Genomic DNA, 19,126 nt, shown 5'->3' with positions numbered 1-19,126 from the left:
AACCGCGATAGCGACCCTGTTATCCTCCTAACTACACCAATTAATTGGAGAATCCCAGTCTCGGATAGGAGAATATCGACTTTGATGTCGAATGGAGTGATGATTGTCACATCGCGGGACATTTCCGGGCGAAGATTGCCCGAAACCCGGAAGCTTCAATGGTTAAAAACCGCGAAACTCAATTGCATCGGCGATCGCGACGCGGGGCACATCGAAATTGTTGATCGGCGCTTCGGGGTCGCGGTGGCCGATGGCCATGCCGCAGAAGAAAATATAATCGTCGCTGATGCCGAGCAATTCCCGCATATAGGTGCCGTACATCGCCCAGATTTCCTGAGGGCAACTGTCGAGTCCCTCTTCGCGGAGGAGCAACATCACCGTTTGTAGCCACATGCCCATGTCCGACCATTGCGGCGGACCCATATATTTTCTGGTATAGGTGAACAATTGCACCGGTGCGCCGAAACTGTCCCAGTTTTTCGCCATCTGCGCGACCCGTCCGGCGCTATCGCCCCGTTCCAGGCCGACGGCGTCGAACATCCCCTTGCCGACTGCGCGGCGCTGCTCTTCATAGCGGCCGTCGAGATCCTTGGGATAGATGGCATATTCCATATTCTCGCCCATTGGCGCAGTCGCGGCCTTGGCCTTGATCTTGGCGGTGATGTCCTTGAGCGCATCGCCGCCAACGACAACCGCGCTCCAAGGCTGGGTGTTGCCGCCGGAAGGGGAGCGTTGGGCGGTTTCGAGAACGCGTTCGAGCGTCGCCTGGTCAACCGGCTTGTCGAGAAACTGGCGGACGGACCGGCGGGAGGTGACGGCTTCGGTTACGTTCATTCAATCAATCCTCATCAAACAACCCGGCGAGCTGCTCGACCATCGTGCCGCCCAGTTGCTCGGCATCCATGATCGTCACGGCTTTCTTGTAATAGCGGGTCACGTCATGGCCGATGCCGATGGCGACCAGTTGCACCGGCGAACGGCTTTCGATCCATTCGATCACCTTGCGCAGATGGTTTTCCAGATAGGCGCCATGGTTGACTGACAGGGTGCTGTCGTCGACCGGCGCGCCGTCGGAGATCACCATCAATATGCGGCGTTCTTCGGGGCGGGCGATCAGCCGGCTGTGGGCCCAGAGCAGGGCCTCGCCGTCGATATTTTCCTTTAGCAGGCCTTCGCGCATCATCAGGCCGAGATTTTTCTTGGCATGGCGCCAGGGCTCGTCGGCTTTCTTGTAGACGATATGGCGCAGGTCGTTGAGTCGTCCGGGATTGGCCGGGCGGTCCGCCGCGAGCCAGTCTTCGCGGGTCTGGCCGCCTTTCCAGGCGCGGGTGGTGAAACCAAGAATCTCGGTCTTGACGCCGCAGCGTTCCAGCGTGCGAGCCATGATGTCGGCAGAGATTGCGGCGATCGAAATCGGACGCCCGCGCATCGAACCGCTGTTGTCGATCAGCAGGGTCACGACCGTGTCGCGGAAATCGGTCTCGCGCTCGATCTTGTAGGACAGGCTGTGCGACGGGTTGCTGACCACGCGGGCGAGCCGGGCGGCGTCGAGCATGCCTTCTTCCTGATCGAAATCCCAGCTGCGGTTCTGTTGCGCCATTAGGCGGCGTTGCAGGCGGTTGGCGAGCTTGGTCACCGCGCCCTGCAAATTGGTCAGTTGCTGGTCGAGGAAGGCGCGCAGGCGCGTTAGTTCTTCTTCGTCGCACAGCTCGGTGGCGCTGACCACTTCGTCATATTTTTCGGTCCACGGCGCATAGTTGAAGCCGGGGGGCAGGTCGGACATCGCCCGGTTGGGACGGACCGGCATCATGCCGTCGTCGCCGGCATCTCCCATTTCCTCTTCGGCGCCTTCTTCCAGCTCTTCGGCATTCTGGTCGCTTTCGCCGTCCTGGCTATCATCGTCCGATGGTTCCGACCGCATTTCAGATTCGCCCTGATCGCCGGTTGCTTCCTCGTCGGCGCCGTCATCTTGGCTGTCGTCGCTATCCTCGTCGCTATCGTCATCGTCGCTGTCGTCGGCTTCGGACTGGTCATCGCTTTTGATCAGATCGAGATGCTGGAGCAGCTGGGTCGACAATTTGGCAAAGCTATTCTGGTCGTCGAGCGTCAGGTTGAGACCTTCGAGATCGGCGCCGGCGCTTTCCTCTATCCACTCGCGCAGCATGTCGAGGCCCTTGATCGTGCCCGCTGGCGGTGCCTGCCCGGTCAGTTTTTCGCGGGCCAGCAGGGCAAGAGCCGTGGAAATCGGGACTTCATCGCGATTCTGGGCCCGCGCGATCGGGTCGGAACGCATCCGCATTTCCAGCGCGGCGTTCAGATTCTCCTTGGCGCCAGCCATGACCCGCGATCCCAGCGCGTCGGTGCGGACCTGTTCGAGCGCATCGAAACAGGCACGTGCCACTGCTTCGTGGGGTGCGTTCTTGCGGTGCATGGCTTCGTTGTGATGACGCAATTTCAGCGAGAAACTGTCGGCAAACCCCCGCGCTTCGGCGACTTGCGCCGGTGGCAGGTCGCGGGCCGGCATCGGCACCTTGAGATGCTGGCCAGCCTGGGAAGGGGCTTCTGCGGTATAGGCCAGCTCAAGGTCCGGATCTCCGGCAATAGCGCGCGCCGCGCCGCCCAGCACGTCTTTCAGGTCATCAAGTTTGGAACGGTCAGCCATAGAAGCGAACAGCTTTAAGCGGAAAGGCGAAGGGAATCAAAGGCCTAATTTCCTGCATTTTTGTTAGGCGGAGCAATGCGCCTAGCGATCCTGTCCGGCGGGCGCTTCCTCTTGTCGCCGTTCGATCGCCACGCCGTCGCCGTTGATCTTGACATCTACCGGCACGCCGCCAATTTCGGTACCGAGCCGGACGCCGCTATCGCCGTTTATCCTGACTTCGGCGCCGCCGATATCTAGCGGAATATCCGGGATTTCCGGAAGATCGAGGGGGGTGACCGGTCCTTCGGGATCGGGCTTGGTGTCGGATTTGACGCTGCTGGCGGGCTTTTTCGACTGGAGGGCCTGCTGCATGAAGTCCTTCCAGATACTTGCGGGCAGGCTACCGCCGCTCACGCCTTTCAGCGGCTTATTGTCATCATTGCCGATCCAGACGCCGACAACCAGCCGGTCATCGCCGTCGCCAGCATAGCCGACGAATAGCGCATCGCGATTATTCTGGCTGGTGCCGGTCTTGCCGTAATTGGGGATGGTCAGCATCGCGCGGCGCCCGGTGCCGTCGTTGACCGCGGACCGCAGCAGCGCTTCCATATTGCCATGGATTCTGGATTCGAAACGTCCCGGCCAGTCGAACAGCCATTCGAACCATGTCTGTTTCTCTTTTTTAAACGCATAAGGCTCGACCGGCCAGCTGTTACCGGCAACCCCTGCATAGGCAGCGGTGAGTTCCATAAGGTTCATCGTCGATGTGCCCAGCGCGAGGCTGGGGTCATCTTCGGCCAGTCGCGATTTGACCCCGAGATTGCGCGCTTCGCGGATCACGGCCTTGTCGCCGACCTGACCGAACAGGCGGACCGCCGCGACATTGCTCGACTTGGCGAAAGCGTCTTTCAAACTGAGCGTGCCGCGATAATTTTCACCGGCATTTTTCGGGAGATAGCCGCCTTTGGTGATCGGGCTGTCGTCGACCATGTCATCGGGGCTCATGCCCGAACGTAATGCGGCCAGCCAGACGAACAGCTTGAAGGTCGAACCCGGCTGACGCTGTGCCTGGGTGACCCGGTTGAAGGCGGATTTTGCATAATCCTTGCCGCCGATCATTGCCACGACTTCGCCGTCCGGCCGCATCGCGACCAAGGCAACCTGCGCCTGTCCAAGCGGTGCGCGAGCGACCGCGCGGCGGGCAATTTCCTGCATCCGCGCGTCGAGGGTGGTGGTGAGGTTCAGCTTCTCATAGCTGAGGTCGGTCAAAGCCCGCGCTTGCGGCATCGCCCAATCGGCAAAATAGGTACCGGTGGGCAGAGCGTTTTTGGCGCGGACATCCAGTCGGGCGATACCGAGACGATCGGCTTCTTTCTGGGTCAGATAGCCGGCACTGACCATCGCTGCCTTGACGAGACTGGCCCGTTTCGCGGCCAGTTCCGGATTTCGGGTCGGGGCGAGGCGGGACGGGGCCTGAACCAGTCCGGCCAGCATGATTGACTGCTCGAGCGTCAGCTTTTCCGGCTGGCGATAGTAATAATGCAGCGATGCGGCGCGCAGGCCGTATACATTGTCGCCGAAATAGACGTTGGACAGATAGCGCTCCAATATCTCGTCCTTGGTCAGCCATGCCTCCAGCCAGAAGGCGATCAGCATTTCCCGTGCCTTGCGGGTCAGGCTGCGTTCCGGTGTCAGAAATGTGGTCTTGGCCAGTTGCTGGGTGATCGTGCTGCCGCCCTGTGTCATCCCGCTGCCGGAAATATTGCTCAACAGCGCTCTAGCGAACCCGCGTGGATCAACGCCCCAGTGCGTATAGAAGCGCCGGTCCTCAATCGACATGAAGGCCTGCATCACATGATCGGGCAATTTTACGACCTGTACCGGATCATCGACCACTGCGCCATTGCGTGCGAACGGCTGGCCGTCAGAGGTCAGCAGCGTGATTTGCGGCGGAACAATCGGTTGCAGGGATTTGGACAAAGGCGCTGTGATCGCGAGATAGGCAACCAGCAGGATGAATATGAAAAGCGCTGCCGCCGAGCCTCTGCTGATCCACCACCATTTGCCACGCGGCTTTTTGAGCGATGCAACCGGTTCCTCGATGCGCGGCGGGATGGCATCGCCATAGGGTTCGTAGAATGTGGTTTCGGCGGTCTTGTTCCGGCCGAATGGCCAGTACCAGCGACGTCGCCCGGTTTCAGAAGAGGTTCTATCGTGCATCAATTTGCTGTATTACAAAAATAATACGCCATAAGCGAGCGGAAATAGTCGATTAGCAATTGCTGGCCGATGAACATCAATCTTTGGTAATATGTTCGCGGAACCATGAGGCGAGTTCTTCTTCCGGGAGTTCTCCGGCTGCGAGGGTTTGGACTGTTGCAATTGCCTCCTCCCGGTCAAAAACTAGCTGGAGATCGTTCAGTACCATAAAAGTTCGCGCCAGCACCCAGGCCGTACGCTTGTTGCCATCGGTAAATGGGTGGTTGCGGGCAACGCCAAAAGCGTAAGCCGCCGCCAAGGCGAACAAATCATTTTCGCCGTAACCCCATTTGTTGACCGGTTTTGCTAGAACGAACTCGAGCAGGCCTTGATCACGGACACCCGATGGGCCGCCATGTTCGGCAAGCTGTCGATCGTGAATGGCAAGGGCAATGTCGGCACCGAGCCAGATTGGCTCAATTCGGTCGCCGGTCATTTTGCCAAGACACGAAGGATATCGCGATCTTCGCGCATCACACCTTCGGCGGCAGCCATTTTCTTCTGGAAGTCGGGGTTGATCGCGGTCAGCCTGACACCATCAGGTGACTCGGTCAAAAAGACTGTATCGCCCTGAGAAACGCGAAGCTTCTCGAGCAAATCCTTGGGCAGGATTACGCCGGTGGAGTTGCCGATTTTGACCAGCTTGAGCGCATGGCCAGAGGGAAGCGGGGTCATCTTGTTCATACGGGCGTTATAACAAAAGCATGAAGTGAACGCAATCGGCATCAAATAGCCGGTAGCTTAGCAGCACGGGGTGAGTTAGTTCTCAGCCAATATAGTTAGGACGCGATCAAGAATGCCTGACTGTAAGCCTAACTACCCATCACGCTTTCCGGCAGATCTTCACCAAAGACCCGCTGATAATATTCGGCGACCAGCATCCGCTCCGCTTCGTCGCATTTGTTGAGGAAGGAGAGGCGGAAGGCGAAGCCGATATTTTTGAAGATCGCGGCATTTTGCGCCCAGCTGATCACCGTCCGCGGGCTCATCACCGTGGAAATATCGCCATTGACGAAGCCTTGCCGGGTCAGATCGGCGACCTTGATCATATTCTCGACCGTCTTGTCACCGGCGTCCGGCACTTTCGACAGGATCACCTTTGCTTCGGTCGCCGCGGGCAGATAGTTCAATGTCACGACGATGTTCCAGCGATCCATCTGGCCCTGGTTGATCTGCTGCGTGCCGTGATAAAGGCCGCTGGTGTCGCCGAGACCGACGGTGTTGGCGGTGGCGAACAGGCGGAAATAAGGGTTGGGGCGGATGACGCGGTTCTGGTCGAGCAGGGTCAGCTTGCCTTCCGCTTCCAATATCCGCTGGATCACGAACATCACGTCGGGGCGACCGGCGTCATATTCGTCGAACACCAGGGCGGTCGGCGTCTGCAGCGCCCAAGGGAGCAGGCCTTCGCGGAATTCGGTGACCTGCTGGCCGTCCTTCAGGACAATCGCATCGCGTCCGACCAGATCGATCCGGCTGATATGGGCGTCGAGATTGATCCGGATACAGGGCCAGTTGAGACGTGCGGCAACCTGTTCGATATGGGTCGATTTTCCGGTGCCGTGATAGCCCTGAACCATCACCCGGCGGTTGAAAGCGAAGCCGGCCAGGATGGCAGTAGTGGTTTCGGGATCAAAAACATAGGAGGGATCGAGATCGGGAACCCGTTCGTCCTTCACGCTGAACGCAGGCACCTGCATGTCGAGATCAATACCAAATATTTCGCGCGCATCGACCATCTTGTCGGGTGCATCCATTATGGTTTCGCCGCTGGTGTCGGAATTGGTATTTGGTATCTCAGTCATGTTCGCCCTTCGAAATTGGTCATCCGTTGGCCCTAGCCCCTATCATCGGGCCTGTCGAAACACGTTCATCAAAATCGACAGGCGCCGAGGACCTGAAGCGTCCCTCGACAAGTTAAGGACCAACGGGAATTGGATTCTCATCGAAAATCCGGTGATTCCTTAAGCTGCGTATAGGCCTCGATCACATTTGCCAACTGTTTCTCGTGGCTGCGGTCGCCGCCGTTGCGATCGGGATGATATTTGCGGACCAGCGCGGAATAGGCACGGCGGATGTCACTGCGGCCTATGGACCCGGCGTCACTGTCGCCAAGCCCTAGCGTCTTCAGAGCTTTCTGGTCTGCGCGAGAGACAGCGGGTCCCGAGGTCTGGCGGCGGTTGAGACCGCCTGCAAATCGTGCGCCGATTGCATCGAGCGGGTCGGCAAAATCCGCCCATGCCGGTTGTGCACCGGCACCGCCGTCATAGACTCGTCGCGTCGAGTCCCACCCGCGCACCGGATGTTGCGCGTCGAAAATCTGCTCCGCATCCATCCCGGCAAAATAGTCATATCCCTGATTAAACTCGCGGACATGGTCGAGGCACAGCCAGCGATATTCGCCGGGTCCGTCGGAGCTGCGGCTACTGCCATAGATTGGCGGCGCGCGAAATTCTCCCGCTTCGGGGCATCCCTCGATGGTGCAAGGTTGGCCATCGGTTTCGACGCGGCCATGAAAGCGGTTGGGTTTTCTTTTGGGAGAAACGGTCAATCTTGCTCCGTTGGTCCCGCGCGGTTCGAAGGACGGTTTGAAAGCCGCAAAGGCGCTTCGACAAGCGCAGCAAAAACGGCTAATATGTTGAGTGAAAATGCAATATGGAGATTCGATGTCAAAAGGTCCAGTCCACAGCGAGATCGAAAAGCGGCTCACCGCCGAACTCTCGCCAATATCGCTCAATGTCATCAACGATAGCGCCAGCCATCATGGCCATGCCGGCGATGACGGCAGCGGCGAATCGCATTTTACTGTCGAGATTGTTTGCGCGGCCTTCGAAGGGCTGTCCCGTCTCAACCGCCAGCGGATGGTCAACAAGGCGCTGGGCGACATGATGCGTGACAAGGTCCACGCGATGGTGATTCAAGCAAGGGCGCCGGGGGAGTGATCCGTTGCGCCTGCCTTTTGGAGACAAAAGACAAGGCGATCATGCTGGTACGGGTTCGTGACAACGACCTGTGGTATTTGCCCGGCGGGACAATCGAAGATGGTGAAACACCCCCCGATACGTTGATCCGTGAAATTGCTGAAGAGCTGAACGTCAGGATCGACGAAGCTTCGGTCGGGTTTGAGCGGGTTGTCGTCGGGCCAGCGCTTGGCAGAGCCGGAGATGTCGAGCTGAATTGTTTTCGCGCCCGATGGGCTGGCGACATGCGTGCAACCGCCGAGGTGTCGGAAGTTGCTTATCTGGGCTTTGACCAACGCGACAGAATGGCGCCAGCTGTCAGAATATTGGTGGAGCAATTGCAGAGCGAGTTGGCGGCGTCATGATCGAAACAGCAAGCCTCGCGAACGTCATGTGCTTTAGCTTGAGGCAAAATCGACCCTGAATAGGGGCAGCGCGATAACAGAGAAAACCAATGGAAGGCTGGATAAATTATGACCAACATCATGCAAACCATCACTCCCACCACCCACGATCTTGGCGAGTTTGAAGTTCGCCGCGTTCTGCCTTCGCGGCACCGCCGGACGGTCGGGCCGTTTATCTTTGTCGACGAATTTGGTCCGGCGGTCCTGCCGGAAGGCGATGGCATGGGCGTCCGCCCGCATCCGCATATCAATCTGGCGACGGTGACCTATTTGTTTGAAGGCGCGATCGATCATCGCGACAGTCTGGGCACATTCCAGACGATCCGGCCCGGTGCGGTGAACCTGATGACGGCGGGCAGGGGGATTGTCCATTCCGAGCGGTCTCCGCTGGAGAGTCGCGATCAAAAGAAGCCGATGTTCGGCATGCAGACATGGCTGGCTTTGCCCGATGGCAAGGAAGAGATTGATCCGGCGTTCGAGAATGTCGGAGTAGATGATTTGCCGCTGGTCGAGGACAATGGCGCAAAGGCACGGATCATCATGGGGTCGCTCTGGGGACAGACTGCTCCGACCACCTGTCATTCCGAGACGATCTATGCCGATATCCTGCTCTACGCCAATGGCGGGATACCGGTTGACGCGGAGGCCGACGAACGGGCGGTGATGCTGGTTGACGGCGACGGCGCGCTAGATGGGGTGCCGCTGGAAAAATATGTGCTCTATGTCATCGCGCCGGGGGCGAAAGTCTCGCTCTCGTCTCTGTCAGGTGGCCGTGCGATGCTGCTCGGTGGAGTGGCCTTTACCAGCGAACGGCATGTCTGGTGGAATTTTGTTTCCTCGAGCAAGGAACGGATCGAGCAGGCAAAGTCGGACTGGTTCGAAGGGCGCTTTCCCAAGGTACCGGGTGATCCGGACGAGTTTATTCCGCTGCCCGAGGGGCGGCCCAATACGATTACGGATTAGATAACCCTCTCCCTTTGGGAGAGGAAAATTCAATATTTTTACTCCTCAAGCCACTCGACCCACGCGCCATGGGCATGGGCGCTGCCCAGTAGCGTCGGTTGCTCGCCGCCGGGCCAGTAGCGGATGGTCAGTTCGTGTCGGAAGGTCTTGCGGTTGGTTTCCAGCGACATCCATGCGAGCGGCCTGTCCGCCGTCGCGGCTTTGCCTGCCGTCTCCATCGCCATGGTGATCCGGTCCTTGGTTGGCTGGGGCAGATATTGCCAGACGATCGAATGCATCAACACCCGGGCCACGCCGCTTTCCTGCGGCCGGGTCAGCTGCTCTTCGGTCCAGTCGGCGGCATCGGCCTTTACCAGATCGGGCGCGGCCTGTTTTGCCAGGGTGATGGATGCTTCCATGCGCTCGAAGCGGGCGGGCATTTCGGGCCAGATATAGCCTTTGAGCCGGGCTGCGGTTTCGTCGTCGGTTAGATCAATCGGATTCTGGTCGCAGCCGCGGATGCTGACGATATCGACCGGTGCTTGCGGGGGCGGGGGGCCGCGCCATTCCGGCTTGATCCGCATCGGCGAATCCTTCGGCCCGGCAAGCACGCCATTCAGGTCATAATGATAGCGTTCCATCATCGTATTGACCCCGGCGCTGGCACCGAGCTCGAGCAGTTCGAATCGGGGGCCGACAGGTTCCGATAACCACAATAGCCCCGCCATGAAGCTGGCCGAACGACCCGACTCGTTGGTCTGGGGCGGGCTGTCGAACCAGGGCAGTAATTCTGCATCATGGTCGGCCACGACCTGTCCGACGAGAAGGTCAATCGCATCCTGATCGCTGGTCCGGCCTTCGTAAATTTCGGCCAGACGCGGTTCCTTGCCGCTGAGATAGAGATGGTGGAGGCCGCCGGTAAGGCGCAGCGGCATCGCGTCTTCCAGCGGTTTTCCCGGCCAGTTGGCGATTTTCTTTCCGCAGGCCGTCGGGCCGTTGATCAGGGCCAATTGGGCGATGATGATCGAGGCGGTAACCGGTGCATCGTTACGCAAACAATGTTCCGCCTGACTGCGCATTCCCTGCGCGATATCTTCCACGTCCAAAATGTCCATAACTCGTTGCCCTTTCATCTGCGAACCCGTAAAGCCGCGGCCACCATGGCCAAACCACTAATCTTTGCAATTCCGAAAGGGAGGATTCTCGACGATGCCTTGCCGCTCCTGGAGCAGGCGGGGATCGTGCCAGAGGACGCCTTTTTTGACAAGTCCAACCGCAGTCTGAAATTCGCGACCAATCTGCCGCATATGTCGATCATCCGGGTGCGGGCGTTCGATGTGGCGACCTTCGTCGCCCACGGCGCAGCGCAGATCGGTATCGTCGGATCCGATGTGATCGAGGAATTCGGCTATAGCGAGCTTTACGCGCCGGTCGATCTCGGCATCGGCCGCTGCCGCCTGTCGGTGGCGCAGCCGAAGGATGATGCGGAGCAGGTCGGCAATATTTCCCATCTCCGGGTCGCGACCAAATATCCCAATCTCACCAGCCGCTATTTCGAGAGCAAGGGCATTCAGGCCGAGTGCGTGAAGCTGAACGGCGCGATGGAACTGGCACCATCATTGGGCCTGTCGCGGCATATCGTCGATCTGGTCGAATCGGGCAGCACGTTGAAAGCGAACAATCTGGTCGAGACCGACCGGATACTGGATATTTCCGGCCGTCTGGTCGTCAACCGCGCGGCGTATAAGATGCGCAGCGCCGAACTGACGCCGCTGGTGCAGAAATTCCGCGAGCTGGCGGGGCAGGTCTGATGTCGATGCGGATGGCTATCACCGACACCGGTTTTGCCGAAGCCTTTGACGCGCTGGTCAACGCCCGGCGCGAGGCGGACGACGATGTGTCTGCCGATGTGCGGGCGATTATCCAGGATGTCCGCGATCGCGGCGATGAAGCCGTTGCGCAGCTGACCGGCAAGTTTGACCAGCATGATCTGGAGCAGACCGGCTGGCGGGTGGACAAGGCCGAGTCAGCCGCTGCATTGGAAGATTTGGAAGCATCTTTGCGGATCGCGCTGGAACTGGCGGCCTTAAGAATTCGTGATTATCATGAGGGACAACTTCCTGATAACAGGGACTATATGGACGATGCCGGCGTGCGCATCGGCGCTCGCTGGAACGGCGTAGAGCGCGCAGGCATCTATATTCCCGGTGGCCGCGCCGCCTATCCGTCTTCGGTGCTGATGAACGCCATTCCGGCCAAGGTTGCCGGTGTCGAGCGGATCATCATGGTGACCCCGGCACCCGGCGGTTATATAAACCCGCTGGTGCTGGCCGCAGCCGAACTGGCCGGAGTCGACGAAATCTGGCGGATTGGCGGCGCGCAAGCGGTGGCGGCGCTGGCTTATGGTACGGAAAAAATTGCGCCGGTTGACGTCATCACCGGCCCCGGCAACGCCTGGGTAGCGGAAGCGAAACGGCAGGTTTTCGGGGTTGTCGGCATCGATATGGTCGCTGGTCCATCGGAAATTGTCGTCGTTGCCGATGGCAAGAATGATCCCGACTGGATTGCCGCCGACCTGCTCAGCCAGGCCGAACATGATCCGACCAGCCAATCAATATTATTCACAAATGATGAGAAGTTTGCCGAACAAGTTTCTGCAAAAATTGATGAACAGTTGAAGATTCTGGCAACGTCGGAGACCGCGACGACCAGCTGGAATGACAATGGCGCGATCATCATCGTCGACCGGCTGGAACAGGCGCTTCCTCTGGTCGACCGTTTGGCTGCCGAACATCTCGAGCTGGCGGTCGACGATCCCGACGCCATGTTCAAGAAGATCCGCCACGCCGGTTCGGTCTTTCTCGGTCGGCACACGCCCGAGGCCGTTGGTGATTATGTCGCCGGGCCCAACCATGTATTGCCAACCGGAAGGCGGGCGCGTTTCTCGTCCGGCCTTTCGGTCACCGACTTCATGAAACGCACCAGCTTCATACATTGCGATGAACAGGCTCTTCGCAACATCGGTCCGGCTGCGGTTGCTTTGGCAAAAGCAGAGGGCTTGCCAGCACATGCCGCCAGCGTACAGAAGCGGCTCGACCGGCGCTGACAATCAGCAGAAAGAAGATATCCATGACTATTTCCCTATATGATGCCGTAATTCCAACCCAGTTGCAGATCATCGCAGCCGTCCGCGAGCTGGTTGACGAAGCGAAAGCCCATTGCCAAGAAAAGGGCATGGCGCCGGACGAGATTATTGGCGCACGGCTGATCGAGGATATGCAGCCATTTTCCTATCAGGTGAAATGCTGCCGCGAACATTCTCTGGGCGCGATTGAAGCTGTCAGAGAAGGCGTGTTTACGCCAAGTCTGGCCGCGCCACCCACCGACTGGGCCGGCCTGTATGAAAAGCTCGACGAAGCAAAGGCCGGGCTGGAAGCGGTCACGGAAGCCGAGATGGAGGGATTTATCGGCCAGCATATGGAATTCCGGTTCAAGGATGCCGTGATGCCTTTCACCGCCGAGAATTTTCTGCTGAGCTTTGCCCAGCCGAATTTCTATTTTCATGCCACAACGGCCTATGACCTGCTCCGCGAGAACGGACTACGGATTGGCAAACGTGACTTTCTCGGCATGCCACGGATGAAAAAAATATGACCGCAAAATCCACATCCCGCTCCGCCGCCCGGCTGGCAGCGGTCCAGGCGCTGTTCCAGCACCAGATGGAAAAGACGCCGGTGACGAAGCTGATCAAGGAATTTCATGATCACCGTCTCGGCAAGGAAATCGAGGATGACCAATATCATCCGGCCGAGCGTGATTTTTTCGATGATCTGGTCATTGGCGTGACATCGCGCCAGCCGGAAATCGACGAACTGGTGGCTTCGAAACTGGCCTCGGGCTGGACGCTGGGGCGTCTCGACAAGACGATGGTCCAGATACTTCGCTGCGGAACATTTGAATTGGTCGCACATGAGGATGTGCCGATCGCAACCGTGATTGACGAGTATCTGGATGTGGCGCATGCCTTTTTCAACAAAAAGGATGCCGGTTTTGTAAACGGGCTGCTGGATAGTATCGCGAAGCAGGTTCGGGGTTGATCGAAAACCCCCGGCTGCCACGGGGGAAACGGATTGTCAGACTTCACGGGCCAGACTGATATTATAGCCCGTGACATTTCCGTTCCGGAAATCTTCGCGGCAGGACCGCTCTGTTCATCCGCTGTTCCAATTGCGCCTGCTATGCGGGCCGGCGCGCCGCATATATTCATTGGATTTGCCCCACAGGCAGCGGTCAGCAAGCGCGCCAACGCTTCCATCAGAATGGCACTGGAGCACGCCCTCTCTTGAACGAATTACAATTTATCGACCGCTTAAAGGCCATCACCACCCATCCGGCAGCACGCGGACTGGTCGACGATGTCGCGATGATGCCGTTCGGCCGGCACAAGCTGGTGATGACCCATGACATGATGGTCGAGGGGGTGCATTTCCTTCCCGATGCCGACCCTGCCGATGTCGCGTGGAAGCTGGTTGCGGTGAATCTTTCCGATCTGGCGGCAAAGGGCGCGAAGCCGCTCGGCGTCCTGCTCGGTTACGGCCGCACGTCCGGTGATCAATGGGATGCCGCTTTCGTCGAGGGTCTGAAGCAGGCAATTGACCGCTTTGCGGTGCCGCTCCTTGGCGGCGACACGGTGGCAATGGGTGAAAATGCTCCGAGAACCTTTGGCCTGACCGCCATTGGCGAAGCAAAAGGCCATATCGTGCCCTCGCGCAGCAACGCGAAGCCGGGCAACGCCGTCTATGTCACCGGAACCATTGGTGACGCCTGGGCAGGCCTGCAGATCGCTTCGGGATTGCTCCGGTCAACCGACATCGACGTCACGGCGTCGCTGTTGAAAGCGCACACGCGTCCGGTGCCGAGACTGGAAGAGGGCCGGGCATTGTCCAATCTGGTCAGCAGCATGATGGATGTTTCGGACGGGCTGTTGCTCGACGCATCGCGGATCGCAGCGGCCAGTGGCATACAGATTGAAATCGATCTGGCGGAAATTCCGCTATCCAAACAATTCCAGACTTTGGTCGGTGACGATCGCGAGGCACGGATCAAGGCAGCGACCGGTGGCGATGACTATCAGCTGCTGCTCACCGCCAGCCCGGAAACCGTACTGTCCATTCCGCTGACCTGCGTCGGCGTTTGCCGGCCGGGATCGGGAGTGAGCTTGCACAGCCATGGGGAAAGACTGGAATTGCCGGAGCATCTCGGCTTCGTGCACGTCTGATCCGGGCCAAGCCGGTTTCATGCGACATGTTTGAAATGTGCCGTGTCACCCCCTCAAAATCAACGCTTGCAGGTTTTTACTCCCGCCCTATAGTTTGAGCCGACAGCCCCGCGTCTGACGGGGCGTTTAACTATAACAATGGAGGGGATTTGAATCGATGACCGTTGTCACCATTTCAATTTTATGCGGATTTATCGCCATATTATATGGCTTTATAACCAGCCGTCAGGTGCTCAATGCGCCAGCCGGCAATGAAAAAATGCAATCTATCGCAGGGGCAATTCAGGAAGGCGCACAAGCCTATCTGAACCGCCAGTATCGGGCAATCGGGCTCGTCGGAATCGTGGTCGCGGTTCTGGTGTTCGTGTTCCTCGGTGCTATTTCAACAGTAGGCTTTCTGCTCGGCGCGATCCTTTCGGGCGTCGCAGGCTATATCGGTATGAACATTTCTGTTCGTGCCAATGTCCGGACGGCTCAAGGTGCCAGCGAAAGTCTGCAAACCGGTCTGACCGTGGCATTTCGCGCCGGTGCGGTGACGGGTATGCTGGTGGCCGGCCTCGCATTGCTGGCGATCTCGATCTTCTTCTACGTGCTGACCACCCAGATGGGCATGGCCGCCAATGACCGTACGGTCATTGACTCGCTGGTCGCTCTGGCCTTCGGCGCTTCGCTGATTTCGATCTTCGCGCGTCTCGGCGGTGGTATCTTTACCAAGGCTGCGGACGTCGGTGCCGATCTGGTCGGCAAGGTGGAAGCGGGCATCCCCGAGGATGATCCACGCAACCCTGCGACCATCGCCGATAATGTCGGCGACAATGTCGGTGACTGCGCCGGCATGGCCGCCGATCTGTTCGAAACCTATGTCGTGACCGTTGGCGCGACGATGGTGCTTCTGGCGCTGTTGTTTGGCGATCTGGTCGGTAGCGCAATGCTCTATGACCTGATGTCCCTGCCTCTGATCGTTGGCGGTGTCTGTATCCTGACCTCGATCATCGGTACCTACATGGTTCGCCTTGGCAGTGGCACCAATATCATGGGTGCGCTGTACAAGGGTTTCATCACCACTGCGGTGCTTTCGATCCCGGCGATCTATTATGTCACCATGCGTACGCTGGGTGACATGAACACGGCAATCGGAACCGAGCTTGATGGTTCTGGCGGATTTACCGGCATGGCCCTGTTCTGGTCGATGATGGTTGGTCTGGTCGTAACCGGCCTGATCATCTGGATCACCGAATATTACACCGGTACGCAATATCGTCCGGTGCGGTCGATCGCCAAATCATCGGAAACCGGCCACGGCACGAACGTGATCCAGGGACTGGCGATTTCGATGGAAGCAACGGCCCTGCCGACGCTCGTCATCGTTGTCGGCATCGTTGTCGCGTTCCAGCTCGCTGGTCTGATCGGTATCGCCTTTGCGGCAACCGCCATGCTGGCACTCGCCGGTATGGTTGTGGCGCTCGATGCTTATGGTCCGGTAACGGATAACGCAGGCGGCATCGCTGAAATGGCTGGTCTGGACGAAAGCGTCCGGAACAAGACCGATGCGCTCGACGCCGTGGGCAATACCACGAAGGCTGTAACCAAAGGCTATGCCATTGGTTCTGCCGGTCTTGCGGCACTGGTGCTTTTCTCGGCTTACACGGCCGACCTCAAGGAGTTCTTCCCGAACCTTGAAGTCAGCTTCAGCCTTGAAAATCCCTATGTGATCGTGGGTCTGTTGCTGGGTGCATTGCTGCCCTATCTGTTCGGGTCCATGGGCATGACCGCTGTTGGTCGTGCTGCCGGTGACGTCGTCAAGGACGTTCGCGAGCAGTTTGCCAGCGATCCGGGCATCATGGCGGGTACTTCTCGTCCCAACTATGCACGGACCGTGGATCTGGTGACCAAGGCGGCGATCAAGGAAATGATCCTGCCGTCCTTGCTGCCGGTTCTTGCACCGATCGTGGTCTATTTCGTGATCACCGCGGTTGCAGGGCAGGCAAACGGCTTTGCCGCTCTCGGCGCCTTGTTGCTTGGCGTGATCGTCTCCGGCCTGTTCGTTGCCCTGTCGATGACAGCGGGTGGCGGAGCCTGGGACAATGCCAAGAAATATATCGAGGACGGTAATCACGGCGGCAAGGGCTCGGACGCCCACCATGCTGCGGTGACCGGCGATACCGTAGGCGATCCTTACAAGGATACCGCGGGTCCGGCCGTCAACCCGATGATCAAGATCACCAATATCGTCGCGTTGCTGCTGCTCGCAGCGCTTTATGCGGCGCAGGGCGGCGTTCACTAGAACGTCATTCCCGTTGGTTTGAAACAAGACCCCGCCGGAAGCGATTCCGGCGGGGTTTTTTCATGGTTGATGCCACTGGTCATGGCCAGGCATAGCGTTAATCACATATTACCCCTTTGCTGCTAGCCTGATGACCAGACCAGAAACCAGTGTGAGCAGGCGGATTTTGATGAATTTGAACGGGTTACAGAAGTTGGAAGGCAAGGATATCCGCGCCAGCCGGTTTCGCGACAGCCTGTCCGAATCCGGAGTCCGGGCGATATTCCATCCGGTAAGCGCGATAGACGCCAATCTGGCGGCGGCGTGGGGCGAATTGGCCAACCAGGCGAGCGAGCCGAATATTTTCTACGAGCACTGGTTCCTCAATCCCGCTCTGGCCCAGTTTGATCATCACCCAGACTTGCAGCTGTTCCTGCTCTGGGCAGGGCAGCCGGGGCAATCGCAACTGCTCGGCCTGCTGCCGCTGGGGCCGGACAACCGGTTCGGCCGCTGGCCGGTGCCACATGTCGAGAACTGGCTGCATCATAATTGTTTTCTCGGTACCCCGCTGGTCCGCAAGGGTTTCGAAACGGTTTTCTGGGACCATCTGCTCGCCGCGCTAGACGAAGGGGACTGGCCGGGTTTTCTGCATATCAATGGCATGACCATCGGCGGACAGCTGGATAGGGCCTTGCGGGCGCTGTGCAGCGACCAGCACCGCCGCTGTGACCTTGTCCATAGCGAAGCGCGGGCGCTGTTGCAGAGCGACCTTGGCTCCGAGGACTATCTGAACGCGACGGTTCGCGGGAAAAAGCGCAAGGAGTTGCGGCGACAGGCCAAGCGGTTGAGCGAATTGGGCGAGGTAACATTTTGCCACCTTGAAGACGCCACCGGTCTGGAGCCGTGGATCGACGAATTTCTGCAGCTCGAACGCAGCGGCTGGAAAGGCCATAACGGATCGGCGCTGGATTCCTCCGGGCAGACGCGCGCCTTTTTCCGCGAGGCTCTGCTGGGCGCAGCGCGGGCAGGGCAGCTGGAGCGCCATGACATCCGCCTCGAGGGAAGCCCGCTGGTGATGCTGGTGAATTTCCATAGCGGTCGCGGCAGCTTTTCCTTCAAGACCGCCTTTAACGAAGCCTTTGCCCGTTTTTCTCCCGGTGTGCTGCTGCAACTGGAAAATCTCAAGATACTCGAGAATCCGGCAATCGACTGGATGGACAGCTGTGCTTCGGAAAATCACCCGATGATCGACAGCTTATGGTCGGATCGCCGGCATATCGGGCGCTTCTCGATCGAATTGAAGGGCGTATCCCGCCGCGCTATCTTCCGTGGCTTGCGGCTCGGCGAAGATCTGATGGGGAAGATCAAGGGCCGTACAATTTTTGATCCGACAGAGGTGCAGCAATGAACCAGATTTCCGGCAGGGACAGCTTTCGGCAAGCGGTTTTCGGCGAAGAAACCCGGCGGCAATTCGATGCCTGCTATCCCGAACAGGCGCGGGTGCTCGATCATGCGATGGCGTCGCACGACCTGCTGACCCTCGAAGCGCTGGCCCGGCTGGGCACGGCGCTCCCGAAAGCCAGCGTCGAGTATAATCCCGGTGATCTACCGGTCGGGATCAAGCCTGAAGATGTGCCGGAAAACGGCATGACCATCGGCGACACGATCCGGATGATCGACCAGTCGGCAAGCTGGGCTGTGCTCAAGAATATCGAGCAGATGCCGGAATATGAAGAATTGCTGCTTTCGCTGCTCGGTGAAATCCGCCCGATACTGGAAGCCAAGACCGGCAAGATGCTGAAACCGCAGGGCTTCATCTTCGTCTCCTCGCCCGATGCGGTCACCCCTTATCATTTCGATCCGGAGCATAATATCCTGCTGCAGCTGCGCGGCGAAAAATGGATGACGACATTTCCCGCCGGCAACGCCCGCTTTGCTGCCGATGAGATCCACGAGGGCTATCATGTCGGCGGCCATCGCAATCTCGTCTGGCAGGATCATTTTGAAGGCGAAGGCACGCGGCACCATCTGACGCCGGGCAAGGCTATATTTGTGCCCGTCATGGCCCCGCATTATGTGCAGAACGGGCCGGAGCCGAGCATATCGCTGTCGATTACCTGGCGCAGCGACTGGAGTTTTGAAGAGGCGGATGCGCGGGCCTTTAATGGCTGGTTGCGCAAGCGTGGCATCACGCCCAAGGCACCGGGGCGGTTTCCGGCGCGGAGCAAGGCGAAGGCGCTGGCGTGGCGGGTCTTGCGGAAGTTTGCTGGCTAGTGATCGAATAGGCGCTGGTAAAAGCCCCTCATCTTAAGAGGAGGGGTTTAATAAGGCTTAGACTGGCGCGGGCTTTTACGTAGAAAAATACCGAGTGGTTCAAATTTT

19 protein-coding genes are annotated in these 19,126 nt (G+C 58.7%); 11 read left to right on the top strand and 8 right to left on the bottom strand.

The features are described from left to right. Positions 1–162: 162 nt before the first annotated feature. From AACZ86_RS13095 to AACZ86_RS13065, 7 genes are all read right to left on the bottom strand, one after another. Positions 163–834 (bottom strand): nitroreductase, encoded by a 672-nt coding sequence (locus AACZ86_RS13095; protein ID WP_339693251.1) that lies wholly within the window; start codon positions 832–834, stop codon positions 163–165. A gap of 4 nt (positions 835–838) precedes the next feature. After that, positions 839–2,662 (bottom strand): cobaltochelatase subunit CobT, encoded by a 1,824-nt coding sequence (gene cobT / locus AACZ86_RS13090; RefSeq protein ID WP_339693250.1) that lies wholly within the window; start codon positions 2,660–2,662, stop codon positions 839–841. Between the two features lie 81 nt (positions 2,663–2,743). Beyond that, positions 2,744–4,861, bottom strand: coding sequence for a transglycosylase domain-containing protein (locus AACZ86_RS13085; RefSeq protein ID WP_339693249.1), 2,118 nt, complete (start codon positions 4,859–4,861; stop codon positions 2,744–2,746). Between the two features lie 76 nt (positions 4,862–4,937). Continuing rightward, complete coding sequence (locus AACZ86_RS13080) at positions 4,938–5,336, bottom strand: type II toxin-antitoxin system death-on-curing family toxin (protein ID WP_339693248.1); 399 nt, start codon at positions 5,334–5,336, stop codon at positions 4,938–4,940. Continuing rightward, positions 5,333–5,584, bottom strand: coding sequence for an AbrB/MazE/SpoVT family DNA-binding domain-containing protein (locus AACZ86_RS13075; RefSeq protein WP_339693247.1), 252 nt, complete (start codon positions 5,582–5,584; stop codon positions 5,333–5,335). Before AACZ86_RS13075 ends, AACZ86_RS13080 begins: the two co-directional genes overlap by 4 nt. Before the next feature lie 128 nt (positions 5,585–5,712). Continuing rightward, on the bottom strand, positions 5,713–6,702 hold the full coding sequence (gene cobS / locus AACZ86_RS13070) for a cobaltochelatase subunit CobS (protein WP_339693246.1): 990 nt from the start codon (positions 6,700–6,702) through the stop codon (positions 5,713–5,715). Between the two features lie 137 nt (positions 6,703–6,839). Next, the gene (locus tag AACZ86_RS13065; RefSeq protein WP_339693245.1) at positions 6,840–7,448 is read right to left on the bottom strand and encodes a DnaJ domain-containing protein; all 609 of its coding nucleotides are present in this window, start codon (positions 7,446–7,448) and stop codon (positions 6,840–6,842) included. A 115-nt stretch (positions 7,449–7,563) separates the two neighbouring features. Between AACZ86_RS13065 and AACZ86_RS13060 the strand changes: the two genes are divergently transcribed. The 3 genes from AACZ86_RS13060 (at position 7,564) to AACZ86_RS13050 (ending at position 9,224) form a co-directional block, all read left to right on the top strand. Further along, a complete protein-coding gene (locus AACZ86_RS13060; RefSeq protein WP_339693244.1) occupies positions 7,564–7,839 on the top strand; it encodes a BolA family protein in 276 nt (91 codons plus the stop codon). Continuing rightward, positions 7,836–8,222 carry an NUDIX domain-containing protein gene (locus tag AACZ86_RS13055; RefSeq protein WP_339693243.1) on the top strand — a complete coding sequence of 129 codons (387 nt, stop codon included), beginning with the start codon at positions 7,836–7,838 and terminating at the stop codon, positions 8,220–8,222. Before AACZ86_RS13060 ends, AACZ86_RS13055 begins: the two co-directional genes overlap by 4 nt. 108 nt (positions 8,223–8,330) lie before the next feature. Continuing rightward, complete coding sequence (locus AACZ86_RS13050) at positions 8,331–9,224, top strand: pirin family protein (protein ID WP_339693242.1); 894 nt, start codon at positions 8,331–8,333, stop codon at positions 9,222–9,224. Between the two features lie 38 nt (positions 9,225–9,262). On the opposite strand, the gene AACZ86_RS13045 is transcribed toward AACZ86_RS13050, so the two are convergent. Beyond that, positions 9,263–10,318: a DUF2332 domain-containing protein gene (locus tag AACZ86_RS13045; protein ID WP_339693241.1), complete on the bottom strand. Its 1,056-nt coding sequence runs from the start codon at positions 10,316–10,318 to the stop codon at positions 9,263–9,265. Positions 10,319–10,363: 45 nt separating this feature from the next. Between AACZ86_RS13045 and hisG the strand changes: the two genes are divergently transcribed. The 8 genes from hisG (at position 10,364) to AACZ86_RS13005 (ending at position 19,018) form a co-directional block, all read left to right on the top strand. After that, positions 10,364–11,014: an ATP phosphoribosyltransferase gene (gene hisG / locus AACZ86_RS13040; RefSeq protein ID WP_339693240.1), complete on the top strand. Its 651-nt coding sequence runs from the start codon at positions 10,364–10,366 to the stop codon at positions 11,012–11,014. Beyond that, positions 11,014–12,309: a histidinol dehydrogenase gene (hisD, locus tag AACZ86_RS13035; protein WP_339693239.1), complete on the top strand. Its 1,296-nt coding sequence runs from the start codon at positions 11,014–11,016 to the stop codon at positions 12,307–12,309. The genes hisG and hisD overlap by 1 nt, the downstream gene beginning before the upstream one ends. A gap of 23 nt (positions 12,310–12,332) precedes the next feature. Then, complete coding sequence (locus tag AACZ86_RS13030) at positions 12,333–12,857, top strand: DUF1993 domain-containing protein (RefSeq protein ID WP_339693238.1); 525 nt, start codon at positions 12,333–12,335, stop codon at positions 12,855–12,857. After that, complete coding sequence (nusB, locus tag AACZ86_RS13025) at positions 12,854–13,300, top strand: transcription antitermination factor NusB (protein WP_339693237.1); 447 nt, start codon at positions 12,854–12,856, stop codon at positions 13,298–13,300. Before AACZ86_RS13030 ends, nusB begins: the two co-directional genes overlap by 4 nt. A gap of 245 nt (positions 13,301–13,545) precedes the next feature. Beyond that, positions 13,546–14,481, top strand: a complete 936-nt coding sequence (thiL, locus tag AACZ86_RS13020; protein WP_339693236.1) for a thiamine-phosphate kinase — start codon at positions 13,546–13,548, stop codon at positions 14,479–14,481. 157 nt (positions 14,482–14,638) lie between these two features. After that, a complete protein-coding gene (locus AACZ86_RS13015; RefSeq protein ID WP_339693235.1) occupies positions 14,639–16,765 on the top strand; it encodes a sodium-translocating pyrophosphatase in 2,127 nt (708 codons plus the stop codon). Positions 16,766–16,895: 130 nt separating this feature from the next. Further along, on the top strand, positions 16,896–18,152 hold the full coding sequence (locus AACZ86_RS13010; RefSeq protein WP_339693234.1) for a GNAT family N-acetyltransferase: 1,257 nt from the start codon (positions 16,896–16,898) through the stop codon (positions 18,150–18,152). Continuing rightward, a complete protein-coding gene (locus AACZ86_RS13005) occupies positions 18,149–19,018 on the top strand; it encodes a transcriptional regulator (protein WP_339693232.1) in 870 nt (289 codons plus the stop codon). Before AACZ86_RS13010 ends, AACZ86_RS13005 begins: the two co-directional genes overlap by 4 nt. The last annotated feature ends 108 nt before the right edge of the window (positions 19,019–19,126 follow it).

This window comes from uncultured Parasphingorhabdus sp. (assembly GCF_963975735.1).
GTDB lineage: Bacteria > Pseudomonadota > Alphaproteobacteria > Sphingomonadales > Sphingomonadaceae > Parasphingorhabdus.
The sequence above is the reverse complement of the archived record's forward strand: the minus strand, read 5'-3'. Positions and strand labels throughout refer to the sequence as shown.

Excerpts from the sequence above, each read along its gene's own strand:
- cobS (WP_339693246.1), bottom strand. The coding sequence starts at position 6,702 with ATGACTGAGATACCAAATACCAATTCCGACACCAGCGGCGAAACCATA.
- hisD (WP_339693239.1), top strand. The coding sequence starts at position 11,014 with ATGTCGATGCGGATGGCTATCACCGACACCGGTTTTGCCGAAGCCTTT.
- AACZ86_RS13030 (WP_339693238.1), top strand. The coding sequence starts at position 12,333 with ATGACTATTTCCCTATATGATGCCGTAATTCCAACCCAGTTGCAGATC.
- AACZ86_RS13085 (WP_339693249.1), bottom strand. The coding sequence starts at position 4,861 with ATGCACGATAGAACCTCTTCTGAAACCGGGCGACGTCGCTGGTACTGG.
- AACZ86_RS13005 (WP_339693232.1), top strand. The coding sequence starts at position 18,149 with ATGAACCAGATTTCCGGCAGGGACAGCTTTCGGCAAGCGGTTTTCGGC.
- AACZ86_RS13050 (WP_339693242.1), top strand. The coding sequence starts at position 8,331 with ATGACCAACATCATGCAAACCATCACTCCCACCACCCACGATCTTGGC.
- hisG (WP_339693240.1), top strand. The coding sequence starts at position 10,364 with ATGGCCAAACCACTAATCTTTGCAATTCCGAAAGGGAGGATTCTCGAC.
- AACZ86_RS13010 (WP_339693234.1), top strand. The coding sequence starts at position 16,896 with ATGACCAGACCAGAAACCAGTGTGAGCAGGCGGATTTTGATGAATTTG.
- AACZ86_RS13015 (WP_339693235.1), top strand. The coding sequence starts at position 14,639 with ATGACCGTTGTCACCATTTCAATTTTATGCGGATTTATCGCCATATTA.
- cobT (WP_339693250.1), bottom strand. The coding sequence starts at position 2,662 with ATGGCTGACCGTTCCAAACTTGATGACCTGAAAGACGTGCTGGGCGGC.
- AACZ86_RS13045 (WP_339693241.1), bottom strand. The coding sequence starts at position 10,318 with ATGGACATTTTGGACGTGGAAGATATCGCGCAGGGAATGCGCAGTCAG.
- nusB (WP_339693237.1), top strand. The coding sequence starts at position 12,854 with ATGACCGCAAAATCCACATCCCGCTCCGCCGCCCGGCTGGCAGCGGTC.
- AACZ86_RS13095 (WP_339693251.1), bottom strand. The coding sequence starts at position 834 with ATGAACGTAACCGAAGCCGTCACCTCCCGCCGGTCCGTCCGCCAGTTT.
- AACZ86_RS13080 (WP_339693248.1), bottom strand. The coding sequence starts at position 5,336 with ATGACCGGCGACCGAATTGAGCCAATCTGGCTCGGTGCCGACATTGCC.
- AACZ86_RS13060 (WP_339693244.1), top strand. The coding sequence starts at position 7,564 with ATGTCAAAAGGTCCAGTCCACAGCGAGATCGAAAAGCGGCTCACCGCC.
- AACZ86_RS13075 (WP_339693247.1), bottom strand. The coding sequence starts at position 5,584 with ATGAACAAGATGACCCCGCTTCCCTCTGGCCATGCGCTCAAGCTGGTC.